Origin of the sequence: Leifsonia poae, assembly GCF_027921845.1 — a bacterium.
GTDB lineage: Bacteria > Actinomycetota > Actinomycetes > Actinomycetales > Microbacteriaceae > Leifsonia > Leifsonia poae.
In genome coordinates, this window is the sequence record NZ_BSEN01000015.1 from 639,942 (window position 1) to 660,997 (window position 21,056).

Genomic DNA, 21,056 nt, shown 5'->3' on the forward strand with positions numbered 1-21,056 from the left:
ATGTCGTGGGCCGGACGCGCGCGGGCGGTCGTCGCTGCGCGTCCCGTCACCGTGGTCATCACCCTGGTGATCCTCGCCCTCGCTCTCGCGACCGGACCGATGCACGGACCGCGCCGTCCGCTCGGCGTGTGGCTGGGAACCGGGCCGGGACCGCTCGTCGACGGGCACTGGTGGACGCCGCTCACGTCGGTGCTCTTCACGAACGACATCGTCGAGCTGATCGTCGCTCTCGTGCTGACGATCGTCCTCGTCGGCGCGGCCGAGCACCTCATGGGCACGTGGCGCACGCTCGTCGCATTCGTGGCCACCCCGATCGTCGGGATCTCCGCCGGGATCGGGCTGCAGCTGCTCGCCTCGGACACAGGCGAGATGTGGGCGACGAGCGTGCGGCACCTGGTGGTGCTCGACGTGTTCACCGCGCTGGGCGGCACGATCATGACGGCGAGCGCGTTCGCCGGAGCGCTCTGGCGACGACGCATCCGCGTGCTGACCGTGCTCGTCGCCGTGGTCTTCCTGCTGTACTCGGGCCTCCCGTCGGATGTCTACCGCTTGGTGGCCGTGTTCGCCGGCCTCGGACTCGGGGTGCTGTTGCGGCCGACCGCGAAGCGCACCGGATGGGTGCGCAGTTCGCACCACGAGATCCGGGTGCTGCTCGCGTCCGTCGTGGCGGTGACCGCGGTCGGTCCCGTCATCGGCCTGCTGACACGTTCGCGCTACGGATTGCTGGCGCCGATCGCCCTCCTCTTCACCAGCGAGGCCCCCGACAAGGGGACGCTGCTGGAGCGCTGCCAGGCGTTCGCCGTGACCCGTCAGTGCGTGCACGACCTGGCGGTCGAGCGGATCAGCGGCGTCGGACCGGTGCTGGTCTCGGTGCTGCCGCTGCTGGTGCTGCTCGTCGCGGCGTACGGACTGCTGCGGGGGAGCCGCTTCGCGCTCTGGCTGGCGGTCGCGGTGAACGTGCTGCTCGCGGTGCTCTCGGCGTTCTACTTCGGGATCCTCCCGCTCGCAGGGGTGACGCCCCGCATCTCGCTGACGCCGCGCTACTGGGAGATCACGGCGATCCTCGCACTGTCATCGCTGCTCCCACTGGCGATCGCGGTCGTCCTCGTCGTGCTCCGCAGGCACTTTCCCGTTCGGCCCGCCTCCCGGGCCGTGCAGCGCTACATCCTCATCGTCGTCGCCGCCGGGCTGGCTCTCTCCTTCTTCTACATCGCCGTCGGGTACCTCCAGAAGGACACCGGTTTCACGCGGCCCCTCGACCTGAGCGATCTCGTGAACGACGTGCTCGAACGCTTCATCCCCGTGACGTTCCTGCGACGGGAACCCGTGCAGTACCTCCCGACGACGCCGTTCGCCACCTTCGTCTACGACAACGTCGGGACCGTGTTCTGGCTGGTCGCCGTCCTGGCCGCCATCCCGGTGCTGCGCGGCAGCGGATCACGGCGCGGTGAGACGGATGCCGTGCGTGTGCGCGAGGCGATCGAGCGCGGCGGTGGCGATGCGATCTCGTTCATGGCCACCTGGCCGGGCAACGACTACTGGTTCGATCCGGTCGACGGGCACGCCATCGCCTACCGCGTGATCGGCCGCGTCGCGATCACCACCGGCGGCCCGTTCGGCGCTCCGCCCCCGCACGACCGCTCGGTGGACCGCTTCGCGCGATTCTGCGACGACAACGGTTGGACGCCCGTCTTCTACAGCGTCGACGCCGCCTTCGAGGGGCTCTTCCGCGAGATGGGATGGTCGACCATGGTGGTCGCGGAGGAGGCCGTCATCGACCCGCAGAACTGGTCGACCACCGGCAAGAAGTGGCAGGATGTGCGCTCGTCCATCAATCGGGCGGAACGTGCGGGCATCCGGGCCGAGTGGACGACGTTCGCCGCCCTCCCGCTCAGCCAGGTCGTGCAGCTCTCGGACATCTCGGAGCAGTGGGTGGCCGAGAAGGACCTGCCGGAGATGGGCTTCACCCTCGGCGGCCTGGACGAACTGCGTGATCCCGCCGTTCGGCTGATGCTCGCCGTGGACGAGGAGGGACGGATCGAGGGGGTCACCAGCTGGCTGCCCACCTTCCGCGACGGCGTCGTGGTCGGCTGGACGCTCGACTTCATGCGTCGTCGGCCCGGCAGCATCAACGGCGTGATGGAGTTCCTGATCGCCGAGGCGGCCATCCGGATGCGCGACGACGGCATCGAGTTCATGAGCCTGTCGGCGGCGCCCCTCGCGCACACCGCTGTCGAACCGGAGGACGCGGAGCGCAGCGGCATGGACCGCACGCTCGGATTCCTGAGCTCGTCCTTGGAGCCCGTGTACGGCTTCCGGTCGCTGCTGCGCTTCAAGCGCAAGTTCCAGCCGGCCCAGCGGCCGATGATCATGGCGTACCCCGACCCGGTCGCACTGCCGGCGATCGGCGTCGCGCTGATCCGGGCGTACCTGCCGCAGCTGTCGGTGCGGCAAGCGGCGGCCCTGGCACGCGGGCGCGGCTGAGCGGTGCGTGGTACTCTCGTTTCTGTGTACGGTCTGCTCCTTCTTAGCTGCCGCGACGAGTCCTAGTTCTGGGCCTCCCTCGTCGCGGAGTTCGTCGTTGGCTCTCCAGATGACACCACGAGGAGATTTCAGACCATGAAGAACACCCAGGCGCCGAGCGCCATGCCGATCCACAAATACCGGCCCTTCCACGAGCAGATCCGCGTCGACCTGCCCGACCGCACCTGGCCCGACCAGCGCATCACCGTCGCGCCGCGCTGGTGCGCCGTCGATCTGCGTGACGGCAACCAGGCCCTCATCGACCCGATGAGCCCGGAGCGCAAGCGCATCATGTTCGACCTGCTGGTCCGCATGGGCTACAAGGAGATCGAGGTCGGCTTCCCGAGCGCGAGCCAGACCGACTTCGACTTCGTGCGCAGCCTGATCGAAGAAGACGCCATCCCCGACGACGTCACGATCCAGGTGCTGACCCAGGCGCGCGAGCACCTGATCAAGCGCACCTACGAGTCGCTCGTCGGCGCGAAGCAGGCGATCGTTCACCTGTACAACTCCACGAGCATCCTGCAGCGCGACGTCGTGTTCCGCACCGACCAGCAGGGCATCATCGACATCGCTCTGAGCGGCGCCCGGCTGTGCCGCCAGATGGAATCGATGGTCCCCGGCACGACGATCTACTACGAGTACTCGCCCGAGAGCTACACGGGCACCGAGCTCGAGTTCGCCGCCGACATCTGCAACCAGGTGCTCGACGTCTTCGAGCCGACCGCCGAGCGCAAGGTCATCATCAACCTGCCGGCGACGGTCGAGATGGCGACGCCCAACGTCTACGCCGACTCGATCGAGTGGATGTCGCGCCACCTGAACCACCGCGAGAACGTCATCCTGTCGCTGCACCCGCACAACGACCGCGGCACGGCGGTCGCCGCCGCCGAGCTCGGCTACATGGCCGGCGCGGACCGCATCGAGGGCTGCCTGTTCGGCAACGGTGAGCGCACGGGCAACGTCGACCTGGTCACGCTGGGCATCAACCTGTTCACGCAGGGCATCGACCCGCAGATCGACTTCAGCGACATCGACTCGGTCAAGCGCACCGTCGAGCACTGCAACCAGCTGCCGGTGCACGAGCGCAGCCCCTGGGGCGGCGACCTGGTGTTCACCGCATTCAGCGGATCCCACCAGGACGCGATCAAGAAGGGCTTCGAGGCGATGGCCGCCGAGGCCGAGGCGAAGGGCACGTCGGTCGACGAGCTCGTCTGGGCCGTTCCGTACCTGCCGGTCGACCCCAAGGATCTGGGACGCAGCTACGAGGCGGTCATCCGGGTCAACTCGCAGTCGGGCAAGGGCGGTGTCGCCTACCTGCTGAAGACGGACCACGCTCTGGACCTGCCGCGCAAGCTGCAGATCGAGTTCTCGGGCGTCGTGCAGGCCAAGACCGACGAAGAGGGCGGCGAGGTGTCGAGCGACGACATCTGGGCGATCTTCCAAGACGAGTATCTGCCGGCGCCGGCGCACGAGGCGGAGAGCAAGTGGGGCCGGTTCGAACTCGGCAGCACGAGCACCACCAACGAGACCGGCGATCACGTCTCGCTCACCGTCACACTGCGCGACGGCGACTCGGTGGCGAAGGCCACAGGCGAGGGCAACGGCCCGATCGCGGCGTTCCTCGACATTCTGAACGCGCGCGGCATCGACGTTCACCTCTACGACTACTCGCAGCACACGCTGTCGGCGAGCGAGTCCGCGTTGGCTGCTGCCTACGTGGAGCTCGAGGTCGACGGCACGCGCCTGTGGGGAGTCGGGATCGACGCCGACACGACCACGGCGTCGTTCAAGGCGGTCGTCTCGGCGGTGAACCGTGCGGTGCGCGGCAGCGCTCCGGCGGAGGCGCAGGAGCTCGTCACGGCGTAGCACGCGTCGGATTTCGCGAAGAACTCCGGAACTCGTCGGTCTCAGGGCCTTGGAGTTCCGGAGTTCTGCGTTTGCGGGCGGCGTGGCGCTGCGGGCATCCGGAGTTGCGGGAGTTGCGGGTGCGGACGCGGCGCTGTGCCGCTAGTCGAGCTGGGGCTACTCGGGCTTGTCGAGCTTGTAGCGCGGGATCTTGTAGCGCGGGATCGAGCCCGTCTCGGTGCGCTCGTCGACGCGCACGGCGCGCCACGAGAGACGCGGCCAGCGCGGCCGGGGGATGCGGCTCAGCTCCCGTTGCTCCGGGAGGCTCCAGCCGAAACGCACCGCCAGCAACCGGATGATCGTGGTCACGGCGACGCAGACGATCGCGGCCACCGGAATGGGCACGCCGAGGTCGACGAGGACGACCAGCACGATCGTGCCGGCGCCCGCGGCGACCGCGTAGAGCGAACCGACGTGCATCAGGGCGATGGGCAGGTTCAGCAGGAGATCCCGCAGGATCGACCCTCCGACCGCGGAGACCACGCCCACGAAGATCGCGGGCACCTCCGGAAGCCCGAGCGACAGCGCCTTGGTCGCGCCGATGGCGCCGAACAGCCCGATCGTGAGCGCGTCGAGGAAGGTGATGATCGGGTCGAGGCGCCGGAACATCCGCACCAGGAGCATCCCGACCAGTGCGGCGACGACCGTGATCGGCAGATACCAGTTCGACTGCAGGGCGACCGGACGCACCACCAGCAGGATGTCGCGCAGCAGGCCGCCGCCGACACCCGTGGCGACGCCGATGATCGCGACACCGAGCAGGTCGAGGCGGCGGTCGCGGAAGCCGGACGCGAACATCGCACCCTGCAGGCTGCCGACCCCTACCGCCACCAGATCGACCCAGATGGGGATCGTGAGGGCGGTGGTGCTCATACGTCACTTTGTATCATGCGCGGCTGACCCGGACTGTCGGTGTTACGCGGGATACTTGAGTGTGCCTGTCTACCGTGATGAAGCCGTCGTGCTGCGCACCCACAAGCTGGGCGAAGCCGACCGGATCGTCACGATGCTCACCCGCCAGCACGGCAAGGTGCGGGCGGTGGCGAAGGGGGTCCGCCGCACCGCCTCGAAGTTCGGCTCGCGCCTCGAGCCGTTCATGGTCGCGGATGTGCAGCTCTACGAGGGCCGCAGCCTCGACGTGATCACCCAGGCCGAGTCGCTCGGCGCCTACGGCGCGCTGATCGCGGGGGACTACGCCAGCTACACGGCGGCGAACGCCATGGTCGAGACGGCCGATCGCGTGACCGAGGCGGAATCGTCGTTGCAGCAGTACCTGCTGCTCGTCGGAGCGCTCCGCTCGCTCTCACGGCAGGAGCACGGGGCCTCCTTGACCCTCGACTCGTACCTTCTGCGGGCGCTGTCGCTGGCCGGCTGGGCGCCGAGCTTCCTCGACTGCTCGCGCTGCGGGGCACCCGGTCCGCACCTGTCGCTCGTGGTGCAGCTCGGCGGCGTGGTCTGCACCGACTGCGCCCCGCAGGGTGCGCCACGACTCGACACGCAGACGGTGGGGCTGCTCGGCGCGCTGCTCAGCGGCGACTGGGAGGCGGCGGACGAGACCGACGACGCTACGCGGTCGAAGGCGAGCGGCGTCGTCGCTGCGTACACGCAGTGGCACCTCGAGCGCGGTCTGCGATCCCTGGCGCACGTGCAGCACGAACGGAAAGCGAACGGATGAGCCCCAAGCCCTACACGCACAAAGACGCGGTGGAGTTCCGCCCGCTCGACTGGACGGGTCTGTATCCGCCCGAGCTGCCGATCTCCGCTGTGCCCGAGCACGTGGCGGTCGTGATGGACGGCAACGGACGCTGGGCGAACGCGCGCGGGCTCACCCGCATCGAAGGGCACCGCGCGGGCGAGGCAGCCCTGCTCGACGTGGTCGCCGGAGCGGTGCAGATCGGCGTGAAGCACCTGAGCGTGTACGCGTTCTCCACGGAGAACTGGAAGCGGTCGCCCGAAGAGGTGCGCTTCCTCATGGGCTTCAACCGCGATGTGCTGCACCGGCGCCGCGACCAGCTGAACGAGTGGGGCGTACGCGTGCGCTGGGCCGGTCGCAAGCCGCGGCTCTGGTCGTCCGTGATCAAGGAACTGCAGTTCGCCGAGAAGCTGACGGCCGGCAACGACGTGCTCACCCTCACGATGTGCGTCAACTACGGCGGTCGCACCGAGATCGCGGATGCCGTGCGCACGCTCGCGTCCGAGGTGGCCGCCGGTCGCCTGAAGCCGTCCGCAATCACCGAGAAGAGCATCCAGCGCCACCTGTACGCGCCCGAGCTGCCGGATGTCGACCTGTTCGTGCGCAGTTCGGGGGAGCAGCGCACCAGCAACTTCATGCTCTGGCAGAGCGCCTACGCCGAGATGGTGTTTCTCGACACGCTGTGGCCGGACTTCTCCCGCGTCGATCTGTGGCGCGCGATCGAGCTGTACGCGGGGCGCAACCGCCGGTTCGGCGGTGCGGTGGACGCGCCGGGAATGCCCGGCTGACCTTCACCGTTGCAGAACTGCGTGAGTGAACCCATCAAGATCGACATCTGGTCCGACATCGCCTGCCCGTGGTGCTACATCGGCAAGCGCAAATTCGAAGCCGGCAGCGGCCTGTTCGCCGGCACCGGCGACGACCGGGCGGTCGAGGTGGAATACCACTCCTTCGAACTCTCGCCCGACACCCCCGTCGACTTCGACGGCAGCGAGATCGACTTCCTCGCCGGCCACAAGGGCATGCAGCCCGCACAGGTCTCGCAGATGCTGGAGCGCGTCACCGGCATCGCGTCATCGGTGGGTCTCGACTACGACTTCGACGTCCTGAAGCACACGAACACCGTGAAGGCGCACGAACTCCTGCACTTCGCGAAGGCGAACGGAAAGCAGCTGGAGCTCTCCGAGCGGCTCTTCCGGGCGTACTTCACCGAGGGCCGCCACATCGGGCGCGTCGACGACCTCGTCGACCTCGCCGTCGAGGTCGGGCTCGACCGTGACGCTGCGCGTGCGGCTCTGAGCTCGGAGGAGTTCCTCTCCGACGTGCGGGCCGACCAGGCATTGGCGCAGGAGTACGGCATCCAGGGCGTTCCGTTCTTCGTGATCGACGGCCGCTATGGGGTGTCTGGTGCCCAGGACGCGGCGACGTTCGCGCAGGTGCTCGAGCAGGTGTGGTCGGAGCGAGCTGCGGGCGCCGGAGCCGCCGCGGACGCTTCGGGTGCCGAGGTGACCGCGTGACCGCGGCCGAGGTCGCGGGCGCCGGCCTCGCCGCATACCCCGCTGAGGCTCCCGCGGCGCCTGCCGCTCCCGCGGCTCCTGCGACCTTCTCGCTGATCCCGCTCGGCGACGCGAACGCCGTCGTCTGCGACGGCGACTCCTGCGTCATCCCCGCCGCCGACTAGCCCCGTCGCGTCCCCCTTTCGATGAGGGGTCCAGACACGCCGTTCGATTGTCGATCTCGCGGCGCGTCTGGACCCCTCATTTCGGTGTGAGCGCCTGCCGCACGCGATTCACCGCTTCATGCGCATTGTTGCGGAGGTGGGCGCGGTCGAGGCGGACCAATTGCCACCCGGCGTTCTGCATTCTCCAGTGGCGGTCCACGTCTGCCGAGTACTGCGCAGGATCCGATCGATGGTGATCTCCGTCGTATTCGACGACGACGCGTGCTCCTGTGTACACGAGATCCCCGAAGCCGATGAACGAATCCCGGCTATCGAGGATCGCGATGTTGACCCCCGGCTCGGGAAGACGAGCGCGAATGAGGGCAAGTCGCAGCCGCGTCTCCATCGGGGAGTCGGTGCGTGGGCGGATCAATCGGAGCGCCCGCCGAAGCCGATCCACCCTCGGACGGTCTGTCGCCGCTTCGACTGCCATCCGGAGCGCATCGGGTTCGGTCAACGGATTCTTCCGACGCAGGAGCGCGTCTCCTGCGCAGACCAGGTCGTCACCCTCGAGCAGGCTGGCGAGCTCGCACCACACCTCCACGGCTTGCGGCACGCGAAGTCCTGACCGGATTCGCAGCGAATCCTGGTCGATCCGGAGTCTGTGGCCGATGACACCCGCTCCTTTTGGTGCGCGGCGCGGTGCGACCGTCGAGATATGCAGCTCCGCCTTCCGCTCGATCTCGCGGGGCAGACAGAGACCATAGATCCGAGCAGCTGTGGTGTGGCTGAAGAATCGCTCGACTCCCATCCTCGCCTGAGCGGCATGGCAGCGGTCGAAGAGCTCAGCTTCGGCAGAGGCGAGCTCGGCCGCGTCCGGCTCGGTCGAGCCGCGCGAGCTCGATCGTCTCGTCGAGGGCTGCGGGGATGGTGCGGCTCGCATCGGCCCACCCTGGCACAGCCCGCGGGTCTTGCCCGAACGTTCTCCACAGTTCGGCGAATCAGGGGTCCTGACACGCCGTCGCATGCGTCGGTACGCGGCGCGTCGGGGCCCCTTCTGCGTGCGGGAGGGAGGGGCGCTACTCGGGGTCGGTGATGTCGGCGACGGTGGCGCCGAACGCGGTGACGAGTTCGTCGGCGTCGACGAAGAGGGAGTAGCCGTGCTCGCCGGCGCCCATCGAGACGGTGCGTCCCACGACGGTCTCGTCGACGACGACCGGCCAGGCGGTGGTGCTGCCGAACGGCGTGATCGTGCCGCGAACGTAACCGGTGGCCTCGAACGCGACCTGAGCGTCGGGCAGCTGAAGCTTGTTCACGCCCAGGAGCCCGCGCAGTTTCGGCCACGAGATCTTGCGGCCGCCGGGCACCAGCGCGAAGACGAAGGTCCCGTCGCTGCGCTTGACGACCAGGGACTTCACGATGTCCGACGGCTGGATCCCGAGGAGCTGCGCGGCCTCGTCGAGGCTCCTGGCCGCCGGTCGTTCGATGACCCGGATGCTCACGCCGCGCGCCCGCGCATCGGCCTCGACGCGCGCGCGCCCGGTCTCCTGAGCGGTCTCCACAGGAGAGTCGTTGCTCGGAGTCTCCACAGCATCCTGCCCCTCGGTCATGGCCTACCGCGCTTTCTGGGAGAATTGAGTGAAATGTCTACTACAGCAACGATAAGCCACGCACCCCAGCTGACCATCGGTCCGCTGGCGCTCGACGTGCCCGTCGTACTGGCGCCGATGGCGGGGATCACCAACACCGCGTTCCGCCGGCTCTGCCGCGAGTTCGGCGCCGGGCTCTACGTGAGCGAGATGATCACCTCACGAGCGCTGGTCGAGCGCACTCCCGAATCCCTGCGACTCATCACACATCACGAGTCCGAGACGCCCCGTTCCATCCAGCTCTACGGCGTCGACCCGAAGACGGTGTCCGAGGCGGTCACGATGCTCGTCGCGGAGGACCGCGCCGACCACATCGACCTGAACTTCGGATGCCCGGTGCCCAAGGTCACCCGCAAGGGCGGGGGAGCGGCGCTTCCCTGGAAGCTCGGTCTCTTCCGCGAGATCGTCGAGGGCGCGGTGAAGGCCGCCGGATCCATCCCGCTCACGGTCAAGATGCGCAAGGGCATCGACAGCGATCACCTCACCTACCTCGAGGCGGCCAAGGCCGCGGAGGGAGCCGGTGTCGCATCGATCGCGCTGCACGCTCGAACGGCGGCGGAGTTCTACTCCGGGCACGCGGACTGGTCCGCCATCGCGAAGCTCAAGGAGACGATCACGGGCACCCCGGTGCTCGGGAACGGCGACATCTGGTCGGCGGCAGACGCACTCCGGATGGTCGATGAGACCGGCTGCGACGGCGTCGTCGTCGGTCGCGGGTGCCTCGGGCGTCCATGGCTGTTCGGCGACCTCGCGGCGGCCTTCCGGGCACGCGCGGGGGAGATCGATGCCGCTGAGGCGGCGCGCGCCCAGGCGCATCCGAGTCTCGGGCAGGTCGCGGCGACGTTCCGGCGGCACGCGGAACTGCTCGTCGAGTTCTTCGAGAGCGAAGAGCGCGGCTGCCGGGACATCCGCAAGCACGTCGCGTGGTACTTCAAGGGCTATCCCGTCGGCGGCGACCTCCGGGCGAGCCTGGCCACGGTCGACACGCTCGAGCACCTCGACGATCTGCTCGCGACGCTCGACTGGTCGCAGGAGTACCCCGGCGAGGCGGCGGAGGGGCAGCGCGGTCGCGCCGGATCCCCCAAGCGGCCCGCACTTCCCGACGGATGGCTCGCGAGCCGCGAGCTCGACGGGTACCAGCGCGCAGAGGTCGCCGAGGCGGAGGTTCACAACAGTGGCGGATGACGGCTACAGCGTTCACGATCGGGAGCGCTGGCTCCCCGAAGAGCACTCGAACCGCCGCAGCGATTTCGCGCGCGACCGTGCCCGCCTGCTGCACTCCAGCGCGTTGCGCCGCCTCGCCGCCAAGACGCAGGTGCTCAGCCCGACGGCGGGCCTCGACTTCGCCCGCAATCGGCTGACCCACTCGCTCGAGGTCGCACAGGTCGGCCGCGAGCTGGCCACGAGCCTCGGCCTCGATCCTGACATCGTTGACACGGCCTGCCTCGCGCACGACATCGGGCACCCGCCGTTCGGACACAACGGGGAGCGCGCGCTCAACGGGTGGGCCGACGACATCGGCGGGTTCGAGGGCAACGCGCAGACGCTGCGCCTGCTCGCGCGGCTCGAGCCCAAGGTGTTCGGGCCCGACGGACGCCCGTACGGACTCAACCTGACCCGGGCCAGCCTCGACGCGAGCTGCAAGTATCCGTGGCCCGCGACGACGTCGGTGGCCGATCCGAGCGGCCGCGCGAAGTTCGGCTTCTACACGGACGACCGCGCGGTGTTCGAGTGGCTGCGGGCGGGCGCGCCCGATCGCGTCCGCTGCATCGAGGCCCAGGTCATGGACCTCTCCGACGACATCGCGTACTCGGTGCACGACTTCGAAGACGCGGTCGTCAACGGCTACATCGACGTGGCCGCGCTGGGCAGCCGCGTAGACCACGACGACCTCGTGCGCTCGATGTACGAGTGGATCGGGGGCGAGTTCAGCCACGACGAGCTCATCGCGGCGTTCGATCGCCTCGACAGCCTCGACGTGTGGCTGGACGCCTGGGATGGCAGCCGCCGGTCGCAGGCGCGCCTCAAGAACCTCACGAGTCAGCTCATCGGTCGCTTCGCGGGGGCGGCGATCCGCGCGACACGCGACGAAGCACCCGGACAGCAGCTGATCCGGTTCGGTGCGAACGTGGTGGTCCCTCCCGGCATCCAGGCGGAGATCGCCGTACTGAAGGGCATCGTCGCGACCTTCGTGATGTCGAAGAACACCCGGCAGCCCATCTACGTCCAGCAGCGCCAGATCCTGACGACGCTCGCCGACATCCTCTATGAACGCGGGCCGGCCGAGCTCGATGCGGGCTTCGCCGAAGACTGGAACTCCGCCGACGATGACACGGCTCGCCGCCGCGTGATCGTCGATCAGGTGGCCAGTCTCACCGACCAGTCCGCGCTCAGTTGGTACGAGCGTCTGGTTCAGCACTGAGTTCACCCAGCGGGCTTGAAACACCGGGCCCAGTGCAGAATGCTGGGAGTCTTGGCGATCGGGAGGAAAGAATGAGCACCCCAGAACCACCGGCGAACGGCGAGGAGCCGACGCCCGCGGAGGCAGCGGCCCCTGTGCGCCCCAAGCGCACCACGGCACGCCCCGCGGCGAAGATGACCGGAGGCGCCGCCGAGACCACGGCCGGAACGACGACCGGAGACACCGCTGCGGCAGATGCGCTCGGCACGGATGGCGCATCTCGCGCGGCCCGTGCACCGCGCACCACGCCTGCCCGGAGCCGAGCGACGACAGGCACTGGTGCCGGCACCGGCGCCGGTTCCGGCGCCGACGCGGCCACGGACGACATGACCAGCGCCGCCGTCCTCTCGAAGGCGGCCAAGGCGGGAGCAGCGAAGGCCGGCGCGGCCAAGGCGAAGACCGCTTCTTCGACGACCGGCGCTGCCAAGACGCCCGCCGCAAAGAACGGTGCCCCGACGCCCGGTGCCACTGCGCCCGGTGCCACTGCGACCGGTGTCACTGCGGCCAGCGCCGCGAAGACCGGCGCAGCCGCGACGAGCCCGGCGAAGCCGGCGACGAAGAAGGTCCCGACGACCAGTGCGCCCGCGGCACGCTCCACCGCGCGCAAGACCCCCACGCCGAAGAAGCCCAGCGGCACGAGCGCGACGCAAGGCGACGCACCGGAGATCCTCGACGCCGCGCTCGCGGGACATAACGCCTTCCTCGACGGTGTGACCGAACCGTCCGCCGCCACGACGCCCGCGGATTCCACGGGAGCACCGGCGTCGGCTGCGGGCGCAACACCGCCCGCTACGGCCGCAGCGGCCGGCCCATCGACCGCCGCCACGCCCGCCACCACGGCCGCGACCACCGCCGCATTCAGCGATGCCCCGACCGAGGTGCTCGTGCCCGCAGCGACATCCGCCGCCGCAGGCGCAGGCGCAGTGCCTCCGCCCTCCGGCACAGCTCCAGCGACCGGGGCCGCCGCCGGGACGGTCCCGCCGGCAGGCACGGTGCCGCCGCCACCCGCAGGAACGGTTCCCCCGGCCGGGACGATCCCGCCGGGCGAAGCCGGCGACGACGCTTACTCCGCCGCGGGCGTCCCCCCGCGCAGCATGAGCGACTACGCCGAGATCCTCGACGACACCCGGTTCTTCTCGACGCTGTTCGACTTCAGCTTCACGAACTACGTCACGCGCAAGCTCGCAGGTCCCGTCTATGTGGTCGGCCTGGTCCTGATCGGCCTGAGCACACTGCTGTCGCTCATGTACAGCTTGACGCTCGCGGTCGAGACGCACTCGTTCTTCGGCGCCTTCGTGTTCCTGTTCGGCTTGATCATCACGATCGTTGGCGCTGTGCTGGCGGTGCTGCTGCTGCGGGTCGGCATCGAAGTGTTCGTGGCGATCATCGAGATCGCGCAGAACACGCGCGGACGCAAGAGGCAGAAGCAGTAGCGGGGTGAACGCCCGGCGGCCCTCGAGGTCGGCCGGGCTCACTAGAATCGATGTATGGCCGGCCGGATTCGACAGAGCGACATCGAAGAGGTCAAGGCCCGCACCAACATCGCCGACATCGTCGGCGACCACGTCAGCCTCAAGTCGGCCGGTGTCGGAGCCCTCAAAGGCCTCTGCCCGTTCCACGACGAGAAGAGCCCGAGCTTCCAGGTGCGTCCGGGCGTCGGCCGCTACCACTGCTTCGGCTGCGGCGAAGGCGGAGACGTCTACGAGTTCCTCCAGAAGCTCGACCACGTCACCTTCACCGAGGCGGTCGAACGGCTGGCCGCGCGCATCGGCTTCACCCTGCACTACGAGGACGGCGGCGGCGGACCCTCCGAGCACGGCAACCGCGCCCGCCTCCTGGCCGCCAACAATGCCGCGGAGGAGTTCTTCCGGTCCCGCCTGTCTGCCCCCGATGCCGAGGTCGGACGCCGGTTCCTCGGCGAACGCGGCTTCGACTCGCACGCCGCCGCACAGTTCGGGGTCGGGTTCGCGCCCAAGAGCTGGGACGAGCTCACCAAGCATCTCCGCTCCAAGGGCTTCACGGTCGACGAGCTCACGATGGCCGGCCTGGTCTCGCAGGGCGACCGCGGCGTCTACGACCGGTTCCGCGGGCGGCTCGTCTGGCCGATCCGCGACCTGACCGGCCAGACGATCGGCTTCGGCGCACGGCGACTGCTCGACGACGACAAAGGCCCCAAATACCTGAACACTCCGGAGACGCCGGTCTACAAGAAGGCCCAGGTGCTCTACGGGCTCGACCTCGCCAAGCGCGATGTCTCCCGCCTCGACCAGGTCGTAGTGGTCGAGGGCTACACCGACGTCATGGCATGCCATCTCGCCGGCATCACGACCGCCGTCGCGACCTGCGGCACGGCCTTCGGCGTCGATCACATCAAGGTCATCCGGCGTGTCATGGGCGACGACAACAGCCAGGGCTCCGTGATCTTCACGTTCGACCCGGATGCGGCGGGCCAGAAGGCGGCGACGCGCGCGTTCGGGGAGGAGCAGCGCTTCTCGGCTCAGACGTACGTCGCGGTGGGCCCGGACGGTCTCGACCCGTGCGACCTGCGGCTCGCGAAGGGCGACGACGCGGTGCGCCGCATGATCGACGCGAAGAAGCCGATGTTCGAGTTCATGATCCGTCAGGTGGTCGACCGCTACGACCTCGACACGGTGGAAGGCCGTACGTCGGCCATGCGCGGGGGAGCACCCATCGTGGCGACGATCCGCGACCCCGCCTCGCAGAACGGCTATGCCCGCGAACTGGCCCGGCTCTCCGGCGCCGACCTGCAGGACACGCTCCGCGCGGTGCAGGCAGCACGTCGTGGCGAACGCTCCGCCCAGAACGGTTCGCCGCAGGGGCAGAACGCGACGAGCGGCGCGAACGGCGCGCAGCCGACCGTGCAGGCGGCGGCGGGCCTGGCCCAGCTGCCGAACGACCCGGTGTCGCGCACAGAGCGCGAGACCCTCATGGTGCTCCTCCAGCTTCCGAACGAGATCGGCGCCGAGCGCGCCGCGCGCGTCATGCAGGTCCCGTTCACGAATCCGTCCCTCGGGGTGGTGAAGGACGCCATCGCGAGCCAGCTCGCCACGCTCGCCGACCCCGGTTGGGTCGACCGCGTCGCGGCGGAGGTGCCGGCGCCGTTCGCTCCGCTCGTGAACGAGCTGAGCGTGGCATCCGTGCCGCAGATGGGCGATCTCACCGCCTATGCGCGGTCGGTCGCCGGCGCGCTGATCGAGCGCGACCTCCTGCGGGAGAAGGCGGAACTGCAGCTGCGGTTGCGCCGCACGGACGACCCGGAGGTCGCGCGGACCCTCGGGCGCGCGATGATGCAGATTGAGACCGAACGACGCAGGTTGCGCGAAGAATAGCGCGTTTTGCGCAACGGCGCTGCGCCCTGCGCGAATGTGCGCAGTTAAATTGCGCGCATGTAAAGATCGCGCTACAAACTCCATCCGGATGCATGCGTGCGACGCGTTTCGTGTTACGAATATGGCTACGTGATTCGGCAGTGAGGCACGCGTGCGTCTGCCGAATCGGTGACCCCACACCAGGAAGAGGTATTCGGATATGAGATCCGCTCACATCAGCGGCAAGCGCCTTCTGGCCGTGTCCGCCGCACTCGCGGCGACGGCCTTGGTGCTCGCCGGTTGCTCCGGGAACGCCAACAACACCGGCTCCGGCAGCTCCGGCTCGCTGACCGTCGGCACGACCGACAAGATCACCTCGATCGACCCCGCCGGCTCGTACGACAACGGCTCCTTCGCCGTGATGAACCAGGTGTACCCGTTCCTCATGAACTCCCCGTACGGCTCCGCCGACGTGAAGCCGGACATCGCAGAGTCCGCGGAGTTCACCTCGCCGAACGAGTACACCGTCAAGCTGAAGCCCGGGCTGAAGTTCGCGAACGGTCACGACCTGACCTCGTCCGACGTCAAGTTCACGTTCGACCGCCAGAAGAAGATCAACGACCCGAACGGTCCGGCCTACCTGCTGGCGAACATCGACACGGTCGAGGCCACGGACCCGACCACGGTCGTCTTCCACCTCAAGGTGCCGAACGACCAGACGTTCGCACAGGTGCTCTCGAGCCCGGCCGGCCCGATCGTCGACGAGCAGGTCTTCTCGGCCGACAAGGTCACCCCCGACAACACGATCGTCAAGGGCCACGCCTTCGCCGGCCAGTACGACATCACGAGCTACGACTTCAACAACCTGATCGCCTACAAGGCCTACTCGGGCTACAAGGGTCTGCTCGGCAAGCCGGCGACGGACAAGATCAACGTCAAGTACTACACCGAGGCGTCGAACATGAAGCTCGACATCCAGAAGGGCGGCATCGACGTCGCGTTCCGCAGCCTCTCCGCGACCGACATCGCGAGCCTGCGCACGGACAAGAACGTCAAGGTCGTCGACGGCCCCGGTGGAGAGATCCGCTACATCGTGTTCAACTTCAACACGATGCCGTACGGCGCCAAGACCACGCAGGCCGACCCCAAGAAGGCCCTCGCCGTGCGCCAGGCAGCTGCTGACCTCGTCGACCGCGCCGCGATCGCCAAGCAGGTCTACAAGGACACCTACACCCCGCTGTACTCGTTCGTCCCGTCCGGTCTGACCGGCGCGACGACGGTCCTCAAGGACCTGTACGGCGACGGTAACGGCGGCCCCAGCCTCGATAAGGCGAAGGCTGCTCTCCAGGCGGCCGGCGTGAGCACCCCGGTGGCGCTCAACCTCCAGTACAACACCGATCACTACGGCCCCTCGTCCTCCGACGAGTACGCCCAGGTGAAGGACCAGCTGGAGCAGGGCGGTCTGTTCAAGGTCAACCTGCAGTCGACCGAGTACGTGCAGTACAGCAAGGACCGTGTCAAGGACACCTACCCGGCCTACCAGCTCGGATGGTTCCCCGACTACTCGGACGCTGACAACTACCTCACGCCGTTCTTCGCGAAGGACAACTTCCTCGTGAACCACTACGACAACCCCGAGGTGCAGAAGCTCATCGACCAGCAGCTGGGAACGACCGACAAGGCCGCTCGCACCAAGCTGATCGAGGAGATCCAGGCGAAGGTCGGAGCCGATCTGTCCACGCTGCCCCTGCTCCAGGGTGCTCAGGTGGCCATCACCGGCAAGACCGTGTCGGGCGCTGACAAGACGCTCGACGGCTCGTTCAAGTTCCGGTACGCCGCCCTGTCGAAGGGCTAGGTCGTCGGCGGTTAGAATCGCCTGACCGAAAGCTGGGGGCGGCTCGCGAAAGCGGGTCGCCCCTTCGCACTCCGGCACACTCACGATTGGTAGAAATGACAGCGACTGTCACGGGCCCCGCCGCGCCGGCGCCGGCAAGCCCCACTGCAACCCCCAAATCTCGTAAGGCGGGAGGTGGGCTCGCACGGTACATCGTCGTACGCGCGCTGCTCATCATCCCGACCATCTTCATCCTGGTCACCGTGGTGTTCTTCATCATGCGCGCGACCGGCGACCCGATCACCGCGGCGCTCGGCGGCAAGCTCACGCCCGACCAGCTGGCCGAGCGCATCCACCAGGCCGGATACGACCGGCCGCTGATCGTCCAGTACTTCGAGTACCTCGGCAACGTCTTCACGGGCAACTTCGGAACGACCCTCAGCGACAACCAGCCGGTGACGCAGGTGCTGCTCACGTACGGTGCGGCGACCCTCGAGCTGGCGTTCTACGCGCTGATCGTGGCGTTCATCGTCGGCATCCCGCTCGGAATGGTCGCGGCCTACTTCCGCGACAAGGGTAAGGATGCGTCTCTGCGCATCTTCGCGATCCTCTGCTACGCAACCCCCGTGTTCTTCGCCGGCCTGCTGCTGAAGCTCATCTTCTCGATCTGGCTGAACTGGCTCCCTGTAGCCGGACGCGCGTCCACCAGCTCCGAGCTGGAGATGCAGACGCTCCCGAACAAGACCGGCATCTACCTCATCGACGCCTTCCAGACGGGAGATCCCGCCGTCGTCGGCGACGTGCTGATCCACGCCGTGCTGCCGGCGGTCACCCTCGGCCTGCTGACGGCCGGCGTCTTCCTCCGCCTCGTGCGCACGAACGTGATCGGCACGCTCTCGACCGACTACGTGGATGCCGCCCGCTCGCGCGGGGTGAGCGAGTACCGCCTGGTGCGCAAGCACGCCTACAAGCCGGCCCTGATTCCGATCATCACGGTCATCGGCCTGCAGATCGCCATCCTGCTCGGCGGCGCGGTGCTGACCGAGACGACGTTCGAGTGGAAGGGCCTCGGCTTCCAGCTGGTGCACTACCTGCAGGCGCGCGACTTCGTGGCGGTGCAGGGGATGGTCGCGCTGCTCGCGGTGATCGTCGCCCTGACCAACTTCATCGTGGACATCATCGCCGCGCTGGTCGACCCGAGAGTGAGGTACTGACATGTCGACGGAAACGGTTCAGTCCGATCTCCCGACCACGCCGCGTCCGCCCAAGCGGAGCATCCTGGACCGCCTGCCGGTCGTCCACCAGCTGCGCCAGAGCGTCGGGCTCCAGCGCGGGATGCTCATCGCGGGCCTCGTCATCACGGGCATCTTCATCCTGGTGGCGATCTTCGCACCGCTGATCGCACCGTACGGCTTCGCACAGCTCCGCAATGCGCAGGGACCGTTCGGCGCGCAGGAGCCGCCGAGCCCCGAGCACATCTGGGGCACCACCGTCGGCGGGTACGACGTCTTCTCTCGCGTGATCTGGGGCGCTCAGACCGCCGTGCTCGTGATCATCGTCGCCGTCGTGCTCTCGATCTTCATCGGTATCGCCGTCGGACTCCTCTCCGGCTACTTCGGGGGCTGGCTCGACCGCGTGCTCGTGGTCATCCTCGACGCGATCTTCGCGTTCCCGTCGCTGCTGCTCGCCATCGTGGTCGCGATCGCGATCAGCGGCGGTCAGTCCAGCCTGTGGGGCGGCATCATGGCGGCCGCGATCTCGATCACCGTGGTGTTCATCCCGCAGTACTTCCGGGTCATCCGCGCAGAAGCGGTGCGGATCAAGGCCGAGGCGTACGTCGAGTCGGCGAAGGTCATCGGTGCGAGCAGCTGGCGGATCATGTTCCGCCACGTGCTGCGCAACTCGACCCGCACCCTGCCGCTCATCTTCACACTGAACGCCTCGGAGTCGATCCTGACCCTCGCAGGCCTGGGCTTCCTCGGCTTCGGCATCGAGCCGACGGCCGCGGCCGAGTGGGGCTACGACCTCAACAAGTCGCTCGCCGACGTCACCAGCGGCATCTGGTGGACCGCCTTGTACCCGGGTCTCGCGATCGTGCTCGCCGTGCTCGGCATCACGCTCGTGGGCGAGAGCCTCAACGATCTCGCCGACCCGCGCCTGCGCGGACGCCGGGCGGTCGCGAAGGCCTCCGGCCTCGTCGCCGAGACGTCGGTCGTGCCGGGCGGCACGCTCGAGGCGGGCCCGGGAGGACTCGCCGGTCTCGAAGACGGCGAATCGTTCGACGAACACGGAATCGAGGTCAAGCCATGAGCGACGTCGTACAGATCAACAACCTGGCAGTCTCGTTCTCGACCGACGCCGGCGCGGTGAAGGCCGTCGACGACGTGACCCTGCGGGTCGCGCCCGGCGAGGTGCTCGCGATCGTGGGGGAGTCCGGCAGCGGAAAGACCGTGACGGCGAAGACCATCCTGGGACTCCTGCCCGAGACGGCGACGGCCTCCGGCGCGGTGATCCTGCGGAGCAAGGACGGCTCCACCGAAGCGGATGTCATCAGCCTGAGCAAGCGCGAGCTGCGTGAGGTGCGCGGCAGCGATGTCGCGATGGTCTTCCAGGAACCGTCCACCGCGCTGAACCCCGTCTACACAGTCGGCTGGCAGATCGCCGAAGGACTCAAGGCGCACGCGAAGCTCTCGAAGAGCGAGGCGCGCGCGCAGGCCATCGAGATCCTCGAGCGGGTGGGCATCCCGGAGCCGGAGAAGCGGGTCAACTACTACCCCCACCAGTTCTCGGGCGGGCAGAAGCAGCGCATCGTGATCGCGATGGCGCTCGTGCTCAACCCCGGGCTGATCGTCGCGGACGAGCCGACGACGGCGCTCGACGTGACGGTGCAGGCGGAGATCCTCGACCTGCTGCGCCGCTGCCGCGATGAGTTCGGCGCCGCCATCGTGCTGATCACCCACAACATGGGTGTGGTCGCCGACCTGGCCGATCGCGTCGCTGTCATGTACCAGGGCAAGGTGGTCGAAGAGGCCGACGCGAAGACCCTGTTCGCGAGCCCGCAGGCCGACTACACGCGGCGCCTGCTCGCATCGGTGCCGAAGATCGGCCAGGGGCGCGCATCCACCCAGGATCGCGCGACGTCGCGCGGCGCCGAGTGGGAGAGCGCGGCGCCCGTCGTCAAGGCGGAGGGCCTGCGCATCCAGTACCCCGGCCGTCTCGGCCGTCCCGGCTTCGTCGCGGTCGACGGTGTCGACTTCGAGATCCGCGCCGGCGAGGTGCTCGGTCTGGTCGGTGAGAGCGGTTCGGGCAAGACGACGATCGGTCGCGCCATCGGCGGGCTCAACCGGGTCACCGGAGGCTCGCTGAAGGTTCTCGGCGTCGAGATGAACGGGGTGCGGGAGCGCCGGTTCAAGCCGGTGCGCGCGGACATCGGGTTCGTCTTCCAAGACCCAGCGTCGAGCTTCAACCCTCTGCTGACGATCGCGGACTGCGTAGCGGAGCCGCTCGTCGTGCACGGCCGGGCGTCGAGCCCGCAGGCCGCACGGGGGCGCGTGAACGACCTGCTCGAAGCCGTGCAGCTGCCGCGCAGCTACGGCGACCGGTTCCCGCACGAGCTCAGCGGCGGCCAGCGACAGCGCGCCAGCCTCGCCCGTGCGCTCGCCCTCGAGCCGACGCTCCTGATCGCCGACGAGCCCACGTCGGCCCTCGACGTCTCGGTACAGGCGCGCGTGCTCGAGCTCTTCGCCGAGCTGCAGAAGGAGTTCGGCTTCGCCTCCCTCTTCATCAGCCACGATCTGGCGGTCGTCGACATCCTCGCGGACCGGATCGCGGTGCTGCACCGCGGCAAGCTGGTCGAGGAAGGGACGGGCGCGCAGGTGCTCGGCAACCCGCAGCAGCCGTACACGCAGCGGTTGCTGGCATCGCTCCCGGTTCCGGATCCGGTGGAACAGGCCGACCGGCGGGAGGCCTTGCGCGCGCTGCGGGCGCAGAGCGCTTAGG

Annotated in this window: 17 protein-coding genes; 14 read left to right on the forward strand and 3 right to left on the reverse strand. The window is 68.5% G+C overall.

The features are described 5' to 3' along the window. Nucleotides 1-2,484, forward strand: coding sequence for a DUF2156 domain-containing protein (locus tag PKE84_RS17790; RefSeq protein ID WP_271178579.1), 2,484 nt, complete (start codon nucleotides 1-3; stop codon nucleotides 2,482-2,484). A gap of 135 nt (nucleotides 2,485-2,619) precedes the next feature. Beyond that, nucleotides 2,620-4,392 carry a 2-isopropylmalate synthase gene (gene leuA, locus PKE84_RS17795; protein ID WP_271178580.1) on the forward strand — a complete coding sequence of 591 codons (1,773 nt, stop codon included), beginning with the start codon at nucleotides 2,620-2,622 and terminating at the stop codon, nucleotides 4,390-4,392. Nucleotides 4,393-4,548: 156 nt separating this feature from the next. Here leuA and PKE84_RS17800 read toward each other — a convergent pair whose 3' ends face one another. Beyond that, nucleotides 4,549-5,304 (reverse strand): trimeric intracellular cation channel family protein, encoded by a 756-nt coding sequence (locus tag PKE84_RS17800; RefSeq protein WP_271178581.1) that lies wholly within the window; start codon nucleotides 5,302-5,304, stop codon nucleotides 4,549-4,551. Nucleotides 5,305-5,365: 61 nt separating this feature from the next. Between PKE84_RS17800 and recO the strand changes: the two genes are divergently transcribed. From recO to PKE84_RS17820, 4 genes are read left to right on the forward strand one after another with little or no spacing between them, the layout of a single operon-like run. Continuing rightward, on the forward strand, nucleotides 5,366-6,106 hold the full coding sequence (recO, locus tag PKE84_RS17805) for a DNA repair protein RecO (protein WP_271178582.1): 741 nt from the start codon (nucleotides 5,366-5,368) through the stop codon (nucleotides 6,104-6,106). Then, complete coding sequence (locus tag PKE84_RS17810; RefSeq protein ID WP_271178583.1) at nucleotides 6,103-6,912, forward strand: isoprenyl transferase; 810 nt, start codon at nucleotides 6,103-6,105, stop codon at nucleotides 6,910-6,912. Before recO ends, PKE84_RS17810 begins: the two co-directional genes overlap by 4 nt. 21 nt (nucleotides 6,913-6,933) lie before the next feature. Further along, on the forward strand, nucleotides 6,934-7,641 hold the full coding sequence (locus tag PKE84_RS17815) for a DsbA family oxidoreductase (RefSeq protein ID WP_271178584.1): 708 nt from the start codon (nucleotides 6,934-6,936) through the stop codon (nucleotides 7,639-7,641). Continuing rightward, complete coding sequence (locus PKE84_RS17820) at nucleotides 7,638-7,805, forward strand: hypothetical protein (RefSeq protein ID WP_271178585.1); 168 nt, start codon at nucleotides 7,638-7,640, stop codon at nucleotides 7,803-7,805. Before PKE84_RS17815 ends, PKE84_RS17820 begins: the two co-directional genes overlap by 4 nt. Before the next feature lie 76 nt (nucleotides 7,806-7,881). Here the strand turns inward: PKE84_RS17820 and PKE84_RS17825 are convergent, their stop codons facing one another. Further along, a complete protein-coding gene (locus PKE84_RS17825) occupies nucleotides 7,882-8,727 on the reverse strand; it encodes a DUF559 domain-containing protein (protein ID WP_271178586.1) in 846 nt (281 codons plus the stop codon). Nucleotides 8,728-8,863: 136 nt separating this feature from the next. Next, nucleotides 8,864-9,394 (reverse strand): aminoacyl-tRNA deacylase, encoded by a 531-nt coding sequence (locus PKE84_RS17830; RefSeq protein ID WP_271178587.1) that lies wholly within the window; start codon nucleotides 9,392-9,394, stop codon nucleotides 8,864-8,866. A 33-nt stretch (nucleotides 9,395-9,427) separates the two neighbouring features. Here PKE84_RS17830 and dusB point away from each other — a divergent pair, with 33 nt between their 5' ends. The 8 genes from dusB (at nucleotide 9,428) to PKE84_RS17870 (ending at nucleotide 21,055) form a co-directional block, all read left to right on the forward strand. Further along, nucleotides 9,428-10,618 carry a tRNA dihydrouridine synthase DusB gene (gene dusB, locus PKE84_RS17835; protein WP_271178588.1) on the forward strand — a complete coding sequence of 397 codons (1,191 nt, stop codon included), beginning with the start codon at nucleotides 9,428-9,430 and terminating at the stop codon, nucleotides 10,616-10,618. Further along, entirely contained in the window at nucleotides 10,608-11,855 is a 1,248-nt protein-coding gene (locus PKE84_RS17840; protein ID WP_271178589.1) for a deoxyguanosinetriphosphate triphosphohydrolase, read from the forward strand. Before dusB ends, PKE84_RS17840 begins: the two co-directional genes overlap by 11 nt. 71 nt (nucleotides 11,856-11,926) lie before the next feature. Continuing rightward, nucleotides 11,927-13,327 (forward strand): DUF4282 domain-containing protein, encoded by a 1,401-nt coding sequence (locus PKE84_RS17845; RefSeq protein ID WP_271178590.1) that lies wholly within the window; start codon nucleotides 11,927-11,929, stop codon nucleotides 13,325-13,327. Nucleotides 13,328-13,381: 54 nt separating this feature from the next. Further along, nucleotides 13,382-15,244, forward strand: a complete 1,863-nt coding sequence (gene dnaG, locus PKE84_RS17850) for a DNA primase (protein WP_271178591.1) — start codon at nucleotides 13,382-13,384, stop codon at nucleotides 15,242-15,244. Between the two features lie 199 nt (nucleotides 15,245-15,443). Then, nucleotides 15,444-17,078: an ABC transporter substrate-binding protein gene (locus PKE84_RS17855; protein WP_271178592.1), complete on the forward strand. Its 1,635-nt coding sequence runs from the start codon at nucleotides 15,444-15,446 to the stop codon at nucleotides 17,076-17,078. A gap of 95 nt (nucleotides 17,079-17,173) precedes the next feature. Then, complete coding sequence (locus tag PKE84_RS17860) at nucleotides 17,174-18,271, forward strand: ABC transporter permease (RefSeq protein WP_271178593.1); 1,098 nt, start codon at nucleotides 17,174-17,176, stop codon at nucleotides 18,269-18,271. 1 nt (nucleotide 18,272) lies between these two features. Beyond that, entirely contained in the window at nucleotides 18,273-19,367 is a 1,095-nt protein-coding gene (locus PKE84_RS17865) for an ABC transporter permease (RefSeq protein ID WP_271178594.1), read from the forward strand. Beyond that, on the forward strand, nucleotides 19,364-21,055 hold the full coding sequence (locus PKE84_RS17870; protein WP_271178595.1) for an ABC transporter ATP-binding protein: 1,692 nt from the start codon (nucleotides 19,364-19,366) through the stop codon (nucleotides 21,053-21,055). Before PKE84_RS17865 ends, PKE84_RS17870 begins: the two co-directional genes overlap by 4 nt. Nucleotide 21,056: the final 1 nt, after the last annotated feature.

What these genes read in the sequence shown, in the direction of transcription:
- leuA (WP_271178580.1), top strand. Translation starts at nt 2,620, where the DNA reads ATGAAGAACACCCAGGCGCCGAGCGCCATGCCGATCCACAAATACCGG.
- PKE84_RS17870 (WP_271178595.1), top strand. Translation starts at nt 19,364, where the DNA reads ATGAGCGACGTCGTACAGATCAACAACCTGGCAGTCTCGTTCTCGACC.
- PKE84_RS17855 (WP_271178592.1), top strand. Translation starts at nt 15,444, where the DNA reads ATGAGATCCGCTCACATCAGCGGCAAGCGCCTTCTGGCCGTGTCCGCC.
- PKE84_RS17800 (WP_271178581.1), bottom strand. Translation starts at nt 5,304, where the DNA reads ATGAGCACCACCGCCCTCACGATCCCCATCTGGGTCGATCTGGTGGCG.
- dnaG (WP_271178591.1), top strand. Translation starts at nt 13,382, where the DNA reads ATGGCCGGCCGGATTCGACAGAGCGACATCGAAGAGGTCAAGGCCCGC.
- PKE84_RS17845 (WP_271178590.1), top strand. Translation starts at nt 11,927, where the DNA reads ATGAGCACCCCAGAACCACCGGCGAACGGCGAGGAGCCGACGCCCGCG.
- PKE84_RS17860 (WP_271178593.1), top strand. Translation starts at nt 17,174, where the DNA reads ATGACAGCGACTGTCACGGGCCCCGCCGCGCCGGCGCCGGCAAGCCCC.
- PKE84_RS17830 (WP_271178587.1), bottom strand. Translation starts at nt 9,394, where the DNA reads ATGACCGAGGGGCAGGATGCTGTGGAGACTCCGAGCAACGACTCTCCT.
- PKE84_RS17825 (WP_271178586.1), bottom strand. Translation starts at nt 8,727, where the DNA reads ATGCGAGCCGCACCATCCCCGCAGCCCTCGACGAGACGATCGAGCTCG.
- dusB (WP_271178588.1), top strand. Translation starts at nt 9,428, where the DNA reads ATGTCTACTACAGCAACGATAAGCCACGCACCCCAGCTGACCATCGGT.
- PKE84_RS17865 (WP_271178594.1), top strand. Translation starts at nt 18,273, where the DNA reads ATGTCGACGGAAACGGTTCAGTCCGATCTCCCGACCACGCCGCGTCCG.
- PKE84_RS17810 (WP_271178583.1), top strand. Translation starts at nt 6,103, where the DNA reads ATGAGCCCCAAGCCCTACACGCACAAAGACGCGGTGGAGTTCCGCCCG.
- PKE84_RS17790 (WP_271178579.1), top strand. Translation starts at nt 1, where the DNA reads ATGTCGTGGGCCGGACGCGCGCGGGCGGTCGTCGCTGCGCGTCCCGTC.